Raw genomic sequence first — 16472 nt, 5'->3', positions numbered from 1 at the left:
GCTTCCCGAAAAAGAGATCGTGTCCGGGACTGGCGACAGGGGTGGCCAGATCCAGGGAAACTGCGCTTGTTTGCGCGAAAAAGCGAAACCGGCATCTTCAAGGTGGGGTTTCGAAAAAAAACTGGGGGTCAAAAATGTTTTCTGGTACTGCTTCACACGCTCGTGGCCGCAAGGTTCTGCGCTGCCGCACGCTTGCTCTGCTGATGGCCTCGGCGTTGATCGCGCCCGCCTTCAGCCCGGCCCAGGCCGCGGAGGCCGGCGTTACGGCTGGCGCGCAATCCTGGTTCTCGGCATCGGCCATCGAGGATGCGCTCGGTCAGGCCGCCGGCTACGGCACCACGTCCTTCCTCGCCAGCATTGTGGAAAACACCCGGCTGACGCCGGCTCGCGCAGACCAGATCAAGGCGACAGCCATCGGCCTGCGCCCGGATCTGGCGCAGAACATCGCGCGCGCGGTCGACAGCGGACGCCATCTGGCGCAGGTCTATCCGTCGCGGTCGCTGACGTCTGCGCCGGGTGAACGGGCTTTGCCGTATCCCGGCGGCAATCCCGATATTCCCAAAAGCGCGCTCAGTGAGTTCCAGCGCAATTATTCGCTCGATGCCATCCACGCCAGGACGGCGCGCGAGCTCGGCTTTACCGGCAAGGATGTCCTCGTCGGCGTTATCGATACCGGTCTCGATGTGCGGCCCGACGGCACGATGCACCCGGAATTTGAAGGCCGCGTCGATGATCGGTCGAAGACCTATCTTTACTGGGTCGACAGGGATCTCGAGGGCGAGACCATCACGCTTGAGGAATTCAAAGCCGGGTTTGAGCAGGGCTGGACGGATTCCTACGACGTCAACGGGCATGGCACCCATGTCGCGGGCATTATCGGGGCCGGTCACAACGGGTTCGGCATGGAAGGCGTCGCGCCGGATGCGCGGATTTTGGCCGTCAAGGCCATCCCCCATGGCGACGGTCCCGTGAGAGTCGATCTCGGCGGCGGCGTTTACAAGGAGTTCGACTTCGACGACCTTGAAGGCTGCGGTCCGAACGTGCTCTACGACGAATGCGATCCCCTGTCCGGGAACATGCAGGAGCCTGCAATCGATGCCAGCCGCTACCTGGCCCAGTTTGAAGACATTGCCGTCATCAATATGAGCTACGGTCCAGGGGCCGATCCTGGCGAGCTGAACTGGGACATCGAGGATCCGGACGAAGTGATGGCCGAAGCCAAGGCGCTGAGGGCCAATATGGATGCCGGCCAGATCCTGGTCGTGGCAGCGGGCAATGAGATGCTCAGAGCTCCTGTCTACGCGGAAAATCCGTCGGGCGGCGGCCTTTACCCCTTCATTCAGCCGAAAAACGAGGGCGCGACCAATTCGGCAGGCGCATTGATCTATGACGATCACGGCGCCGGGCTTGATCTGAGCTTCACAACCGCCGAAGCGCTGGCCGCGGCCGAGAAGGCCGACGGGATTGAGCGCGGCCGCATCGTCGTCGTCGTGGCGCTCGATGCCTATAACCATATTGCCGACTATTCCAGTCACTGTGGCGTCGCCATGGAATGGTGTATCGCCGCACCCGGCGGCGGGCAGGCCAATCACGTCGACAGCGGCATCTATTCCACGGTTCCCGAGGATATGGGCGGATATGACAACTACAGCGGAACATCAATGGCCGCGCCGAACGTCTCGGGCGCCGTGGCCGTGCTGACGGAGGCCTATCCGACCTTCTCGCCGGCGAAGATCGTCGACATCCTGTTCATGACCGCCGAGGATCTCGGCGCTGAAGGCGTCGATGCCGTCTTTGGCCATGGCCTGCTCCGGCTCGATCGCGCGCTTTCCGTCGGACCGGTGGGCATGAGCGGGGACGGGGTCTACACGGTTGGCGCGGGCAATGCCGATACGACCTGGCTCGTTTCCTTCGAAAGTGACGGCAGTCTGGAAAAGCAGGGCAGCGGCACGCTTGAGATCGCCAGCGCCGCGGCCTTCAAGAAGGGTAGTTCGGTCACCGGGGGCCTCTTGTCGGTGGATGGCGCGTTGGCAACGCCGGTTCTGACGGTCGGCAGCAAGGGCACGCTCGGCGGCGTTGGCGTCGTGCGCGGCGACATCGATGTTTCCGGGGAACTGGCCCCAGGCAATTCGCCCGGAACGCTGACCGTCTACGGCGATGTCACGCTCAATTCTTCTGCTGTCGCGACGATCGAAGTCGACGGAACCGGAACCGGCAACGGCGCCGGCAATTATGACCGCCTGATCCTTGCCGGCAGCGGCAACGTGTTCACCGCGGGCGGCACGCTTGCCCCGCAGTTGCGCGGCATTTCGGGTTCCGCCACCAACAGCTTCACGCCTCAGCCGGGCGAGCTCTTCACCTTCGTTTCGGCCCCGGACGGCAGCGTTGCTGGCAGTTTCGACGGCCTCGCCCAGCCGGCCTCTGGCCTTGCGGCAAACACGCGTTTCGATGTGCTCTATTTCGACAAAGCATTGTCGCTGGCGGCAACGCCGGAACGCTATGGCGATCTGGCAGCCCTCGGCATTACTGGCACGGTAAACGAGACCGCGCTGGGCACCGCGATCGACATGGCGCGGCCATCGGCCGGCGTGCGTCCGGACGCGGCCTATAACGATGCCTACAACACGCTCTATGCGGCCGACCTTGCTGCGCTGGCGGCCGGTCTTCCGTCGATGACCGGACAATTGCATGCCGAGATCGGAACGACCGCGGTGCGCGCCGTCGGCCGGTTTGCGGATGCCGTTGGCACGAGACAGATGCAGTTGACGAACGGTCTTGCCGGAACGGGCGACCGCTCCGCCGGCGAGGGAACGCTCTGGGCGAGCGGCAATTCGCTCTCGACCAGCGTCGGTTCGGCAAACGGACTTTCAGGTTACGATGTCTCCGGCGGCAACGGCGTCTTCGGCTACGACTGGCGGTTCGGCCAGGGCGTCGCCGGCGTCGCCGCCTCCTATGAATATGCCGATGTCTCGGCGAGCGCCAGCGGCTCCGGCGATGTCGGCACCTATCAGGCGGCGCTCTACGGCAGTTTTGACGCCGGCATGATGACCTTTGCCGGCCGCGCCGGCCTCGGTTACGGCGACCTGTCGACCAGCCGGATCACCGCGCTTGGCGCCTATTCGGCCACGGCGTCTGCCAGCGGCCATGGCACCGGCGGGTTCATCGAGGCCGCGGCGTTCTCGGACCTCGATATGGATGCGTTTACGCTGACGCCCTCGGCGACGCTCGGATACCGCGCGTTTCACCGTGACAGCATGCAGGAAAGCGGCAGCAGCTTCGCGCTCGCCATCCCCTCACAGACGTTCGACGAAACCCAGACCACGCTGGCGGTCGCGCTTTCCAAGGATATCAGCTTCGATAATGGCGTGCGGCTTCTGCCCGCGATCAGCGCCGGCTGGCGGCATGATTACGGCGATACCGGCCGTTCATCGACGCTCGGCATTTTCGGAAGCGATTTCGATGTCGCAGGCGCGGATATCGGCGCCGATGCCTTTATCGGCCGGGTTTCTGTGACGGCCTTCGCCGATGACCGCTTCACCTTCGAAGCCGCCTATGAGGGCGAGTTCCGGGAAAACCTCGAGAGCCACATGTTCTCCGCCAAGGCCAGCCTCAGCTTCTGACAGCGAGCCAGAAAAAAACGGGTGCGTCGCAAAGAAAAGGGCCGGCTTTCCGGCCCTTTTCGGCGTCCTGGCCGATCAGCCGATCCGGATCGACTTGATGTTGACGAACGCTTTCAGCCCTTCCGGACCGTGTTCCCGGCCATATGGCTGCCGCGGGCGGCATCCGCAAGCGAAACGATCCCGCACATGCGCTTGTCGCTGTCCGGTACGACGAGGCGGCGCACCTGGACATCGTCCATATTGGCGAGAACGGCGCAGCTATCCGAACGCCGGCGCCTGGAACATCGGGCTCGGATTGGCCGGGCACACGGATTTTTGACATGGCGGCCCGGCGTCCAAGCGGGGTCGTAAGTCCTGGCGAAAGCGCGCTTGCCGCGCGTCAGGCCGTTCAGGCGTTAAACTCACTCTTCTCCATGCGAACGCATTCTTCACCGTCCCGAGAATGCCGCTGTCAGCCCGCAAGGCGGGCGCATTTTTCTGAACACAAATTGTCGACAACCTGCCGGCGGCGACGTATGCTCAAAGCCCGGACGTCGCCGGCCTGGTCGGATCAAGCCGGCTGAACGGATAGCATACAGTATCTGCGGGATTGTGTGGAAGCCCGAGAACCAGAAATGAGGCAGTAATGGCGGCAGCGGTAGAGGCGGCAAAAACGAAAACGCGCGGGTCGGGCACCCAGAAGGTCTACGAGACGCTGCGCCGCGAAATTCTGGCGATGGAGCTGACGCCGGGCAGCCCGCTCGACGAGGTCAGGCTGTCGGAGCGCTTCGGCATGTCGCGCACGCCGGTGCGCGAGGCCTTGCTCAGGCTTGCAAGCGATACGCTGGTGACCACGCTGCCCAACCGCAACACCATCGTTTCCGCCATCAACTTCGCAGCCATGCCGCATTACTTCGAAGCCCTGACGCTGATGTACCGGATCAGCACCAGAGGCGCGGCCGCGCGCGCGCCGCATGAGCGGGCGATGATGGCGAACATCCGCAGCCGACAGGACGAGTTCGTCGCCGCCGTGGAAGCGCAGGACGCGTTTGCCATGATCGAGGCCAACCGCGAGTTTCACGTCGCCATCGCCGAGCTGGCCGGCAATGCCTATTACACCGGTTTCTTCTCCCGGCTGCTGGATGAGGGACGCCGTATCCTGAGGCTTTACTATTCCACCTTCGAGGACCAGCTTCCGCGTCAATATGTGAACGAGCACGAGGATATCATCGCGGCGATCGAAGCCGGGGATGTCGACAGGGCCGACCGGCTGGCAGTCGCCCATGCCGGGCAGATCGTGCGCCAGATCCAGGAATATCTGGCGCGGGAAGCCGATCAGGCGCGCGCGCTGCCGCTAGGGTGAGCCATGGTTCATGATTATGGCGCATTGCCGCCACCTGCCCGCACAACATGAGGACTTGATGAAAGACCAATCCGAAGCAGACGTCGTCGTGATCGGCGGCGGGATTATCGGCTGCATGGCCGCGCGCTACCTCGTGGAGGCCGGCCGAAGGGTCACGATCCTGGAGCGCAGCGCGATCGCGGCGGGAGCCAGCGCCGGCAATGCCGGCATTCTCGCCTTCCCCGAGATCGTGCCGATCCCCGCGCCTGGCATTACCTGGAAAGCGCCCGGATGGCTGCTCGGTCCGCTGGGGCCGCTTGCCATTCGCCCGGCCTATGCGGCAAGGCTGGCACCCTGGCTCTGGCATTTCTGGCAGGCGAGCTCCAGGGCCAGTTTCGAGCGCGGGCTCAAGGTTCAGGCGGCGATGATGCGGCTGGCGGTCGCCGAATATGAAACGGTCCGCAAGGACGCACGGCTGGCTTCCTTTATCGTCAATACCGGCACGCTCGACCTCTACGACAGCGAAAAGAGTTTTGCCGCCGCAGCACCCGGCTGGGCAAGAAAGCGCGAAGCCGGCTTCGATTTCCACCGCGTTGGCCGCAGCGAGATCGCGAGGCTTCAGCCCGGTCTCGCGACGCAGTTCGAACATGCGATCTACAGCGAGGACGGGCTGCAGGTTTCCGATCCGGCCGGCTTTACCCGTGCGCTCGCCGAAAGCCTGCGGGAGGACGGCGCCACGATCACCATCGGTGAAGCCGCCGCCATCGAACCGACCGATGCGGGCGCGCGCATCCGCCTTGCCGATGGAAGCGTCCTCGAGGCGCGCACCGTCGTGGTTGCCTGCGGCGCGTGGTCCAAAACGCTTGCGAAAAGCCTGGGCGAGGCGGTGCCGCTCGATACCGAGCGCGGCTACAACACCACCTTGCCGGCAACGGCCTTCCCGCTGAAGCGCCAGCTTTATTTCAACGATCATTCCTTTGTCGTCACGCCGCTGAAGGCGGGTATCCGCGTCGGCGGAGCGGTGGAGTTCGGCGGCCTCGACCTGCCAGCCAATTTCAAGCGCGCCGAGGCGCTGTTGACACTTGCCAAACGGTTCCTGCCCGGCCTTGAGACCGAGGGCGGCGAGCGGTGGATGGGGTTCCGCCCCTCCATGCCCGACTGCCTGCCGGTGATCGACCGCTCGAAGGCCGCGCCGAACGTGCTCTACGCTTTCGGCCACGGGCATCTGGGATTGACCCAGTCGGCCGCCACGGGTCGGCTGATCGCGGAACTGGCCGGCCAGCAGAAGCCATCCGTGAACCTCGAAAACCTGCGTTTCGACCGGTTTTCCGGCCGGTAGGGCGCGCGGTCGTTCCGGGGCCGGCGTCTGCTGGGGGCCGGTACGGTTTTCTTGATTGCAAAAGCTCGCCGATCGCACTGTCGACAAACTGACGACAAATATGGTAGGCGGATTTGGTGAATGAAAAAATCTCGATCTTGGATCGAGTGAAGACGGAGAGACCGCTGCGATGACCAACCGCCCTGAACCGATCAGCAAAGACGAACGCAAGGGCCGGATCGCATGGCTGCGCGCGGCCATGCAGGCCGCCGGCGCCGATGCCGTGCTGCTGGGCTCGACCACCAGCCTTGCCTACTTCACCGGGCTTGTATGGCACCAGAGCGAGCGTCTGGTCGGGGCGCTGATCACCGCCGACAGCCTGACCTATATCGCGCCCGCCTTCGAAGTCTCGAAGATCGAAACGCTCGATCGCCTCGACGGCGACATCGCGGCGTGGGACGAGCACGAAGACCCCGCGGCGCTGACGGCGAAGCTGCTTGGCCAGGGCCGGACGCTGGCGCTCGACGACGCGCTGCCGTTCGCCATCTATTCGGCGCTTGTCCGGCAGCTCGCGCCGGAGCGGCTCGTTGACGGCGGGCCGATGATCTCTTCGCTCCGAGCGGTGAAATCGCCCGCCGAGATCGCGCTGATGCAGTATGCGATGGATGCCACTCTTGAGGTGCACAAGCGCGTTCACGCGCTGATCGAGCCGGGCATCCGCGCTTCCGAGGTCGTGCGCTTCATTGACGAGACCCACCGCGCGCTCAGCGGCTCGGGCAGCACCTTCGCGATCTGCTCCTTCGGCGCGGCGACATCGCTGCCGCATGGCGTCGATGACGACCAGACCTATGCCGAGGGCGATATCATTCTCGTCGACACCGGCACGATTGTCGGCGGTTACCAGTCGGATATGACGCGCACCTATGTGAAGGCGGAGCCTTCGGCAGAATTTTCGCGGATCTGGATGATCGAACGCGAGGCGCAGCAGGCCGTGTTCGACGCGGCGAAGCCGGGCGTTGCGGCCGAAACCCTCGACGATGCGGCCCGCCGCGTGATCGCCGCTCATGGCCTCGGCCCGGATTATCGCCTGCCCGGCCTGCCGCACAGAGCGGGGCACGGGCTCGGCATGGATATTCACGAAGCGCCGTTCATCGTGCGGGGCAATGCCGCGCCGCTTCTGCCCGGCATGTGCTTTTCCAACGAACCGATGATCGTCGTGCCCGAAAAATTCGGCGTCCGGCTGGAGGACATCATTCACATGGGTGAAGACGGGCCGGTCTGGTTCACCACGCCCGGCAAGGGCCCGACCGAGCCCTTCGCCTGAGCGCCGGGCTTCCCATCGACTTCATCCATGGGGCAGATTGCTTCCGGCGCGCTTTCCGCATGGCGCGCATGCGACACCACGCCTGAAGGGAGACGGCATGAGCGACGATTTCGAAACGATTGCGATCGATGAGGCGCGGGCGCTGGGCGAGGGCCTGCTTTCGGCGGCCGGCTATTCCAAAGACCATGCCCGCACGATCACCGATTGCGTCGTGCGCGCGCAGATGGACGAATGCCATTCGCACGGGCTCTACCGGCTGATCAGTTGCCTGGAGCTGATCGAGCGCGGCAAGGTCGATCCGGCCGCGACGCCGGTCGTCGAGGACCGCGCGCCGGCGATCGTCCGCGTCGATGCCCGCAGAGGCGTTTCGCTGTCAGCCTTTGAGGCCGGGCTTCCCGTTATCGCCGAAAAGGCGCGGCATTGCGGGCTCGCAGCGCTTGCGATCAACAATTGCTTTCATTTCTCCGCACTCTGGCCGGAGGTGGAAAGGATCGCCGATCAGGGCCTTGTCGCCATCGCCGTCACGGTCAGTCATGCATGGGTCGCGCCGGCGGGCGGCAGCAGGCCGGTGTTCGGCACCAATCCGTTTGCCTTCGCCTGGCCGCGCCCCGGCAAACATCCCTTCGTGTTCGACTTCGCCACCTCGGCGATCGCCCGCGGCGATATCGAACTGCACCGCCGCATGAAGACGCCTCTGCCGGAAGGAACCGCGATCAATGCCGATGGCAAGCCCACGACCGATCCGGACAAAGCGGTGGACGGAGCGATGCTCACCTTCGGCGCCCACAAGGGCTCGGCGCTTTCGACGATGATCGAACTCTTGGCCGGGCCGCTGATCGGCGATCTCACCAGCGCCGAATCCATGGCTTTCGACGATGGCGCCAAGGTCACGCCGTTTCACGGTGAACTGATCATCGCGCTCGATCCGGCCTCCTTCATGGGGCAGGCGGCACGTGACAATCTGAAGCGCGGCGAGACGCTGTTTGACGCGATCGAAGGGCAGGGCGCGCGCCTTCCCTCTGCCAGACGCTACCGGGCGCGGGCCCGCAACACCAGGGCCGGCGTTATGCCGGTGCGCAAGAACGTGCTCGACGAGTTGCGGTTGCGTGCCGCAAAACATCAAAACAAGACGATTTGAGAACCAGACTGAGGATGCACCAATGAAGATCACCGGCGAATTGCTGATCGGCAACGAGACCCGCATGGGCGAAAACGGCACGCTGACGGCTGTGGAAGCGGCCACCGGAAAGGCGCTGGAGGGCGCGTTCGGCGGCGCGAGCGTTACCGATCTGGACGAGGCGGCGCAACTTACCTGGCAGGCTTTCTTCGCCTATCGCGAGACGGCGCTGGAAGACCGGGCGGCGTTTCTTGAAAAGGCGGCCGCAAATATCCTGGCCATCGGCGAGCCGCTGATCGAGCGCGCCATGGCCGAAAGCGGGCTGCCGCGCGGGCGCCTTGAAGGCGAGCGCATGCGCACCGTCAACCAGTTGCGTCTCTTCGCCGGTGTGGTGCGCGAAGGCGCGTTTCAGGACCTGCGTTTCGATCCCGCCGATGCCGCCCGCACGCCGCCGAAGCCCGATCTCCGGCTGCGCAAGGTCGGCCTCGGCCCGGTTGCCGTTTTCGGGGCATCGAATTTCCCGCTGGCGTTTTCGGTGGCCGGTGGCGATACCGCCTCGGCGCTGGCGGCCGGATGCCCGGTCGTGGTCAAGGCCCATCCGGCCCATCCCGGCACCTCGGAACTGGTTGCCCGCGCGCTGCAGCAGGCCGTGATCGATTGCGGCATGCCGGCGGGCACGTTTTCGATGCTGCATGACACCGGCTATGAGATCGGCGGCGCGCTGGTGGCTCATCCGCTGATCCGCGCGGTCGGCTTCACCGGCTCGCGCCGGGGCGGTCTGGCGCTGGTGGATATCGCCGCGAAACGGGCCATGCCGATCCCGGTCTATGCCGAAATGAGCGCGATCAACCCGGTCCTCTTGTTTCCAGAAGCGCTGAAGGCGCGCGGCGGCAAGATCGGCGCGGCGTTCGCGGCATCGCTGACGCTCGGCGCCGGCCAGTTCTGCACCAATCCCGGGCTGATTCTGGCCGTCGAAGGCGAGGGGCTCGAAGCCTTCAAGGCGAGCGCCGTCGAGGCGCTGAAGGCCGTGCCGGCCCAGACGATGCTGACCGCCGGCATCTGCAAGGCCTATCGTGACGGCGTGGCAAAACTGGTCAGCCACAGTGATGTCACTCAGCTTGCCGAAGGGCAGGAGGGCGACGAGTTTCACGGCCAGGCCGCGCTTTTTGAGACGACGGCCGCCTCGTTCCTCAAGGACAAGAGCCTGCATGACGAAGTCTTTGGCGGTGCGGGCCTGATCGTCAGATGCCGCGATATGGCGGAGCTCGAAACCGTGGTCGATGGTCTGGAAGGCCAGTTGACCGTCGCGCTTCACATCGACGAAGCGGACTATCCGGCGGCGGCGAAACTGATGCCGAAGCTCGAAATGCTGGCCGGCCGTCTGCTCGTCAACGGGTTTGGCACCGGCGTCGAGGTGTCGCCTGCCATGGTCCATGGCGGGCCCTATCCGGCGACCTCGGACGTGCGCTCAACCTCGGTCGGCACGCTCGCGATCGACCGCTTCCTCCGTCCGATCTCCTATCAGGACATGCCGGCGGACCTGCTTCCCGACTCTTTGCGCCGGTAACGGCTGCGAACTGCCGCGCCCGGTTGCCACGACTGTCGGTAGCGGGCGCGATCTCGATTGAACCTGCTCCCGGGTCTCCCCATCTGATAGGATATCGAAGGAGACAACGGATTGAGTGAAGATCGGAATTCAGCGCCTTTCCGGATCGAGGCCGGCTTGCGGTTTCAACACCGCCATCTCGCCGCGCGGGGATATTGGCGGGCATTTTCGCGCAAGCTGCGCTACCCGCTTGGCCCCGAGGCGAAGGCGGTCACTTTCATTGAACGCGCAATCGATCCCGACCATGCGATCAGCGCGGTCTCGCAAAACGGCGATTTTCTTGGCGTGGCCGGTTTCAAGTCGCCGGAAGGGGCGTTTATCGGCGGTGGTTTCAGAGACTTGGCGGTGACGTTCGGATGGATCGGCGCGACATTCCGCGGTCTGTTGATCGGCATTCTGGAGCGTGACTGCGAGCCGGACACGCTGCTTATGGATGGCATATTCGTTGAACCGCACGCACGAGGAAGGGGAATCGGGAAAGCCCTGTTGAAGGCCATCGAGACCCGCGCCGCGTCGATGGGCCTGCGCCATGTTCGCCTCGACGTTATCGACACCAATCCGCGCGCCCGTGCCCTCTACGAACGGGAGGGCTTCGTCGAGAAATCCGTTGAGTCGCTCGGTCCGCTGAGCCCTGTTTTCGGCTTCTCAATGGCGACCCAGATGACAAAGCCCGTCGGCATTTGACGGATATTGCGCCCGGTTCGCCATGAGGAGAGATCCCAACAGCGGCAATTTGCACCCTTCGAAGACCACTAACACCGACTGACAGCGCAAAAAAAAGCCCGGACGAAACCGGGCTTTCACGACTTTCGACGTGTCTACGCTCAGGCCGGGGCAGCGGCCGATGCGCGGATACGCACGCCGAACATCACCGTGGTGGCGGAGAGCAGCAGGAGGACGCCGCTTGCGAACACCGTCCCGGTGCCGCCCGCCGCGTCGAAGACGATGCCGCCGAGGCCGGCTCCGAGCGCGATCGCGAGCTGGATGGTGGCGACGAACAGGCCGCCGGCGCTTTCGGCCTCATCCGACACGGTGCGCGCGATCCAGCTCGACCAGGCCACCGGAACGCCGCCGAAGATCATGCCCCACAGCACGACCGAGACGGTGTCGCTCATCGGATTGCCGCCGAAGACGACCATGACCATCGCCAGCGTCCCCATCGAAAGCGGCACAAGCACCAGGGTCAGGCGAAGGCTCAGTTGGGCCATGCGGCCGGCCAGGACGGTGCCGAAGAAATTGGCGATGCCGAAACCGAGCAGGATGATGGCAATCGCCTCGATCGAAAACCCGCCCCGGGTTTCCAGATAGGCCCTGAGATAGGTGAAGAACACGAAGTGGCCGCCAAAGACCAGGAGGACCGCCATCATGCCGATGCCGATGCCGGGGCGCAGCAGCACCTCGCCAAGCGTTCTCAACCGGGCCATGCCGGCAGGTCGCATGCTGGGCAGGCTGCGCCACTGCGCGAATAGCGAAATCGCGCCGAGAAGCGATGCCAGCAGGAAAACGCCGCGCCACCCGATAATCTCGCCGAGATAGCTGCCGACTGGTGCGGCGAAAACCGTCGCGGCGGATACGCCGCTCATCAGGATGGAGAGCGCCCGCGGAACCAGGCCCGGCGGAACGAGACGCATGGTGACCGCCGTCGACATCGCCCAGAAGCCGCCGAGCGCGACACCTAACAGAACCCGGCCCGCCAGAAGCATATAGACGCCCTGGGCGAAGGCGACCATCAGATTGGAGACGATCAGCAGGACGGAGAAGATCATCATCATGTGGCGCCGGTCGGCGCCGCGCGCGGCCGCCGAGATCAGCAGGCTCGCGGCGAAGCCGAACATCGCCGTCATCGTCACCGCCTGGCCGGCGGCGCCTTCGGAGATGCCGAGATCGGCGGCAATCGGCGTCAGCAGGCTCGCCGGCAGGAATTCGGCGGTGACAAGGCCGAAGACGCCCAGCGTCATCGCCGTCACGGCGCCCCATGCGGGCGCGCCGTCCGCCGTCTCGTTCATAACAGGGTTCATTGCGATATCCTTCGCGATGGGAGGTGGAGGAGGATGGGCTGAAGTTAGGCTGGACAGTCCGGACTTTCTATGCCAGTAAATCCGCTATGCATGATTATCCGTCCGAAACATCGCCGCGTTCACGCGATGCCGATCTTGTCAGCGAGCTCCTGCTCGGCATGCGGCTTGTCGGCATCGATTATCGCCGCATCGAGCTTGCCGAACCGTTTTCCTATTCCTTCGGCGCTCAGGACGACCTGCGCGCGAAATTCATCTTCGTCGCGCGCGGACGGACCGCGCTCATCGCGTCGGGCGGCGAGGTCCATGTCATGGGCGCCGGCGATGCGGCTTTGTTGCCGCATGGCGGATTGCACCGGCTGGCGTCATCGCCCGACAATCCCGCGCCCTGCGCCGACCTGACGGCCCTGCCATCCTCCCCGATCTGCCCGAGCGTCAAGGAGATCAGGACCTGCGAGGCGACGCCGCCGGAAGAGCGGGTCGTGCTGTTTTCCGCATGCATGGATTTCGACCTCGGCAGCATGCACCCGCTGGTGGCGATGATGCCGGAGGTGATGCGCGTCGGCACGCTGACCGACCGCTACCCGGAAATCCTGCCGATGCTGGAGGCGATGGCCAGAGAGGCCAGGGACGGCCGCGCCGGCTATGCCGGCATTCTCGCCCGGCTTGCCGATGTGGTCGCTGCCTGCATCGTCCGGGCATGGGTCGAATGCGGCTGCGGCGATGCCACCGGATGGATCGCCGCGCTACGCGATCCGCGTCTGGGCCGCGTGCTTTTGGCGCTCCACCGCGATCCCGGGCGCAACTGGTCCGTGGCCGAACTCGCGCGCGAGATGGGCGTTTCGCGCTCGGTCTTCGCCGAGCGCTTCCTCGATGTCACTGGCGTTACGCCGGTGCGTTATCTCACCGAAATGCGCATGCGCCTTGCCGCCGACTGGATAAGCCGCGAGGGCGTGCCGATCGAAACCGCCGCCCATCGCCTCGGTTACGGCTCGCAGGCTGCGTTCAGCCGCGCCTTCAAGCGCATTACGGGCCATCCGCCAAGCCGCATCGCCGCCGGCATGACCGCCCAGATTTAGACGGTTACGCGTCCTGAACCGCGCCTGCGCTAGTGAGCAGCGAGCGCCTGTTCGGTTTCGAGATCGAACAGGTGCATGCGGTTGAGGTCGAAGGACAGCGGCACGGTGGTGCCGGCGCGCAGGCTCTCCTCGGGCTCGACGCTGGCACAGATTTCCGTCCCCGCGATGCTGAAATAGGCCATGGTGGTGGCGCCGAGCGGCTCGACCAGATCGATTTCGGCGTCGAAGGGGATAAAGCCGCTGCGCTCCTGCCGAAGCGTGATCGCTTCCGGGCGGATGCCGAAGGTAGCGCCGCGACCGGCATGAGAGCGAAACCCGGCGGCCCTTGCTTCGGGTATCGCCATGCGGTTGCCGTCCTCGAAGACGACGAAAAGCGTGCCGTCCGCCTCTTCGAGGCTCACCGGCAGGAAATTCATCGACGGTGAACCGATGAAGCCGGCGACGAACTTGCTGACCGGCCGCGAATAGAGTTCCTGCGGCGCGCCCATCTGTTCGACGAGGCCCTGGTTCATCACCACCACGCGGTCGGCCATGGTCATGGCTTCCACCTGGTCGTGGGTGACGTAGACGGTCGTCGTCGGCAGCAATTGGTGCAGCCGCTTGATCTCGGTGCGCATGCTGACGCGAAGCTTGGCATCGAGGTTGGACAAAGGCTCGTCGAACAGGAAGACTTTCGGATCGCGCACGATGGCGCGCCCCATGGCCACGCGCTGGCGCTGGCCGCCGGAAAGCGCGCCGGGGCGGCGATCCAGCAGTTCCGATATCCGAAGCGTATCGGTCGCCTCGGTGATGCGTTTTTCGATTTCTGCCTTCGGCAGACGCTGCTGTTCGAGGCAGAAGGCGATGTTCTCGCGCACGCTCATATGCGGATAGAGCGCGTAGTTCTGGAACACCATGGCGATATCGCGCTTGCCGGGGCCGAGGCGGTTGACGACCTGATCGCCGATGAGGATTTCTCCGCCGGAGATGTGTTCCAGCCCGGCGATCATCCGGAGCGTCGTCGACTTGCCGCAGCCCGACGGGCCGACGAAGACCACGAATTCCTTGTCCTCGATATCGAGATTGATGCCCCGGACGGCCTCGTAGATGCCGTAGGACTTGACCACATTCTTCAGTGTCAGCCGTGCCATGTCCGTCTCCTATTCTTCCGCGAGCCAGACCTGCATGGCGCCCGCTTCCCGATTGGCCCAGAGGTGGTATGGAATGGCGCGGAACGGCTTCGGCTTGAGGTCAGGGGGCGCGGTCCGGTAAAGCCTGCCGTCAAAGCCGTCCGCCGCCGCCTCATAACCTTCGCCTTCCAGCACCACTGCGCCGCCGAGAAGGTCGGTGTCATAGCGCGGCTCGAGCCGGGCATCGGGCGCAATCCGCAGGCGCTGCGGCTCGATGCCGATATCGGCCTCCTCGACGCAGTAGACCACCGGGCCGCGGCGCAGCGCCACCCGCCCGGCATCCTCGCCAACGGCCGGATGGGCGTAGAGCCGTTCAACCGGCATGTCGAAGCTCAAGCGCAGTTCGTCGCCATCCTTGAAAGTGCCGCTGACCTCGGCATAGCCCTTGACCGGAACGAGCGGAATATCGCGCCCGTTGAGCGTCGCCCGCGCATTGCGGCACCAGCCGGGAATGCGCAGTTTCAGCGTGAGGTCGGTCGGTTCGAAAAGACCGAGCGCGATGCGGATATCGCCGTCCCAGGGATAGGCCGTCTCCTGCCTGAGCCGCACGAAGGTGCCGTCGAGATCGAATTCGGCGACATTGGCGCCATAGAGATGCACCGCGATTTCATTGCCCTTTGTGGTATAGAAATATTTTCCGAGCGAGGTGATGAACCGGGCGATATTGGTCGGGCAGCAGGGGCAGTAGTGCCATTTCCAGCGCCGGTTCTGGCCGTGGCTTTCCAGCACGTTCTCGTAGAAATAATGCTCCCCGTCGCGGGCGATGCCGGATAGTGCGCCGTTGAACAGCACGGTTTCGAGCTGATCGGTATATTTGCCGTCGAGATCGATCTCGGCCATGCGCGAACACCAGAAACCGAGGGCGATGGCCGCGCAGGTTTCCGCATAGGCCGTCTCGTTTGGCAGGTCGAAGGCGCGGGTGAAGCCCTCATTTGCCCCCGAGGGGCCGAGCCCGCCGGTGACATAGAGCTGCCGACCGGTGAGATCGGCAAACAGCCGGTCGGCGGCGTCCTTCAGGGTCGGGTCGTCGTTTTCAAAGGCGAGATCGGTCATCGCCGAGAGCAGGTACATGGCGCGCACCGCATGGCCGACGACCTCGGTCTGCTCGCGCACCGGCTTGTGGGCCTGGCTGTAGGCATAGGTCTCGAACACATAGTCGGCCGGGTCCTCGCCGCGGCGGCGGGCTTCGTCATCGAAATAGGAGGGCATCTGGCCGCGCTCGTCGACCAGCCATGTCGCGAGCTTCAGATGACGCGGATCGCCGGTCACCCGGTAGAGCTTCACCAGCGCCAGCTCGATTTCCTCATGCGCATCGTAACCGCGAAGCTTGCCGGGTTCGGGGCCGAAGGTGTCGATGATGTGGTCGACGGCGCGGATCATCACATCGAGAAAGCGGCGCTTGCCGGTCGCCTCGTAATAGGCGACCGCACCTTCCAGCAGGTGGCCCATCGAATACATCTCGTGCAGGTCGCGCAGATTGGACCAGCGCTTTTCCGGTTCGCGGCGGATGAACCAGCTATTGAGATAGCCGTCCTGCATCTGGCCGTGTTCCAGCTTTTCGACGATAGCGTCGATCTTGGCCTCGATATCCGGGTTCGGATGGTTCTTCAGCGTATAGCTCGCCGCCTCGATCCACTTGCCGAAATCGGAATCGAAGAAATGCTGCATCGACAAGCCGCTCGGCTGGATCGGCCGCGCCAGCGGGCCGGGCGGGTTGTCGAAATCCAGAACCTCGAGAAAGCCGTCCTCCTCCAACCGCTTGTGCTGGGTGGGAATGGTGACGTCGCGCACCGTCTCCTGCCAGCTTTTCCAGAAACCGCCATCAAAGGCGACGCGGGTGTGATCGACGGGCACGTAGCGGTCAAAGCGGCGAGACGCGGACGATGACATGGAAACTCCTTGG

At 64.5% G+C, this 16472-nt stretch carries 11 protein-coding genes; 8 read left to right on the top strand and 3 right to left on the bottom strand.

What is annotated here, in order from left to right:
* The first annotated feature begins 134 nt into the window (after positions 1-134).
* The 7 genes from Mame_RS27570 (at position 135) to Mame_RS01700 (ending at position 10990) form a co-directional block, all read left to right on the top strand.
* Positions 135-3620 carry a S8 family serine peptidase gene (locus Mame_RS27570; RefSeq protein WP_269466904.1) on the top strand — a complete coding sequence of 1162 codons (3486 nt, stop codon included), beginning with the start codon at positions 135-137 and terminating at the stop codon, positions 3618-3620.
* 625 nt (positions 3621-4245) lie between these two features.
* Positions 4246-4962: a GntR family transcriptional regulator gene (locus Mame_RS01725; RefSeq protein ID WP_018064659.1), complete on the top strand. Its 717-nt coding sequence runs from the start codon at positions 4246-4248 to the stop codon at positions 4960-4962.
* A gap of 58 nt (positions 4963-5020) precedes the next feature.
* Complete coding sequence (locus tag Mame_RS01720) at positions 5021-6280, top strand: NAD(P)/FAD-dependent oxidoreductase (RefSeq protein WP_018064660.1); 1260 nt, start codon at positions 5021-5023, stop codon at positions 6278-6280.
* Positions 6281-6449: 169 nt separating this feature from the next.
* The gene (locus Mame_RS01715) at positions 6450-7583 is read left to right on the top strand and encodes a M24 family metallopeptidase (RefSeq protein ID WP_018064661.1); all 1134 of its coding nucleotides are present in this window, start codon (positions 6450-6452) and stop codon (positions 7581-7583) included.
* A gap of 97 nt (positions 7584-7680) precedes the next feature.
* Positions 7681-8721, top strand: a complete 1041-nt coding sequence (locus Mame_RS01710; protein ID WP_018064662.1) for an Ldh family oxidoreductase — start codon at positions 7681-7683, stop codon at positions 8719-8721.
* A 22-nt stretch (positions 8722-8743) separates the two neighbouring features.
* Positions 8744-10267, top strand: coding sequence for an aldehyde dehydrogenase (NADP(+)) (locus tag Mame_RS01705; protein ID WP_018064663.1), 1524 nt, complete (start codon positions 8744-8746; stop codon positions 10265-10267).
* Between the two features lie 111 nt (positions 10268-10378).
* A complete protein-coding gene (locus Mame_RS01700) occupies positions 10379-10990 on the top strand; it encodes a GNAT family N-acetyltransferase (protein WP_018064664.1) in 612 nt (203 codons plus the stop codon).
* Between the two features lie 140 nt (positions 10991-11130).
* On the opposite strand, the gene Mame_RS01695 is transcribed toward Mame_RS01700, so the two are convergent.
* A complete protein-coding gene (locus Mame_RS01695; protein WP_026173444.1) occupies positions 11131-12324 on the bottom strand; it encodes an MFS transporter in 1194 nt (397 codons plus the stop codon).
* Positions 12325-12410: 86 nt separating this feature from the next.
* On the opposite strand from Mame_RS01695, the gene Mame_RS01690 reads away from it, so the two are divergent.
* Complete coding sequence (locus Mame_RS01690; RefSeq protein ID WP_018064666.1) at positions 12411-13400, top strand: AraC family transcriptional regulator; 990 nt, start codon at positions 12411-12413, stop codon at positions 13398-13400.
* Positions 13401-13429: 29 nt separating this feature from the next.
* Here Mame_RS01690 and Mame_RS01685 read toward each other — a convergent pair whose 3' ends face one another.
* Positions 13430-14530 (bottom strand): ABC transporter ATP-binding protein, encoded by a 1101-nt coding sequence (locus Mame_RS01685; RefSeq protein ID WP_018064667.1) that lies wholly within the window; start codon positions 14528-14530, stop codon positions 13430-13432.
* Between the two features lie 9 nt (positions 14531-14539).
* Positions 14540-16459: a glycoside hydrolase family 127 protein gene (locus Mame_RS01680; protein WP_018064668.1), complete on the bottom strand. Its 1920-nt coding sequence runs from the start codon at positions 16457-16459 to the stop codon at positions 14540-14542.
* Between the last annotated feature and the right edge of the window lie 13 nt (positions 16460-16472).

It is taken from the genome of Martelella mediterranea DSM 17316, assembly GCF_002043005.1.
Classification (GTDB): Bacteria; Pseudomonadota; Alphaproteobacteria; order Rhizobiales; family Rhizobiaceae; genus Martelella; species Martelella mediterranea.
Note: the sequence above shows the minus strand (reverse complement) of the source record. Positions and strands in the feature narration are given on the sequence as shown.

Bases quoted from the DNA above. Each gene is read 5' to 3' on its own strand.
- Mame_RS27570 (WP_269466904.1), top strand. From the start codon at position 135: ATGTTTTCTGGTACTGCTTCACACGCTCGTGGCCGCAAGGTTCTGCGC.
- Mame_RS01725 (WP_018064659.1), top strand. From the start codon at position 4,246: ATGGCGGCAGCGGTAGAGGCGGCAAAAACGAAAACGCGCGGGTCGGGC.
- Mame_RS01720 (WP_018064660.1), top strand. From the start codon at position 5,021: ATGAAAGACCAATCCGAAGCAGACGTCGTCGTGATCGGCGGCGGGATT.
- Mame_RS01715 (WP_018064661.1), top strand. From the start codon at position 6,450: ATGACCAACCGCCCTGAACCGATCAGCAAAGACGAACGCAAGGGCCGG.
- Mame_RS01710 (WP_018064662.1), top strand. From the start codon at position 7,681: ATGAGCGACGATTTCGAAACGATTGCGATCGATGAGGCGCGGGCGCTG.
- Mame_RS01705 (WP_018064663.1), top strand. From the start codon at position 8,744: ATGAAGATCACCGGCGAATTGCTGATCGGCAACGAGACCCGCATGGGC.
- Mame_RS01695 (WP_026173444.1), bottom strand. From the start codon at position 12,324: ATGAACCCTGTTATGAACGAGACGGCGGACGGCGCGCCCGCATGGGGC.
- Mame_RS01690 (WP_018064666.1), top strand. From the start codon at position 12,411: ATGCATGATTATCCGTCCGAAACATCGCCGCGTTCACGCGATGCCGAT.
- Mame_RS01685 (WP_018064667.1), bottom strand. From the start codon at position 14,530: ATGGCACGGCTGACACTGAAGAATGTGGTCAAGTCCTACGGCATCTAC.
- Mame_RS01680 (WP_018064668.1), bottom strand. From the start codon at position 16,459: ATGTCATCGTCCGCGTCTCGCCGCTTTGACCGCTACGTGCCCGTCGAT.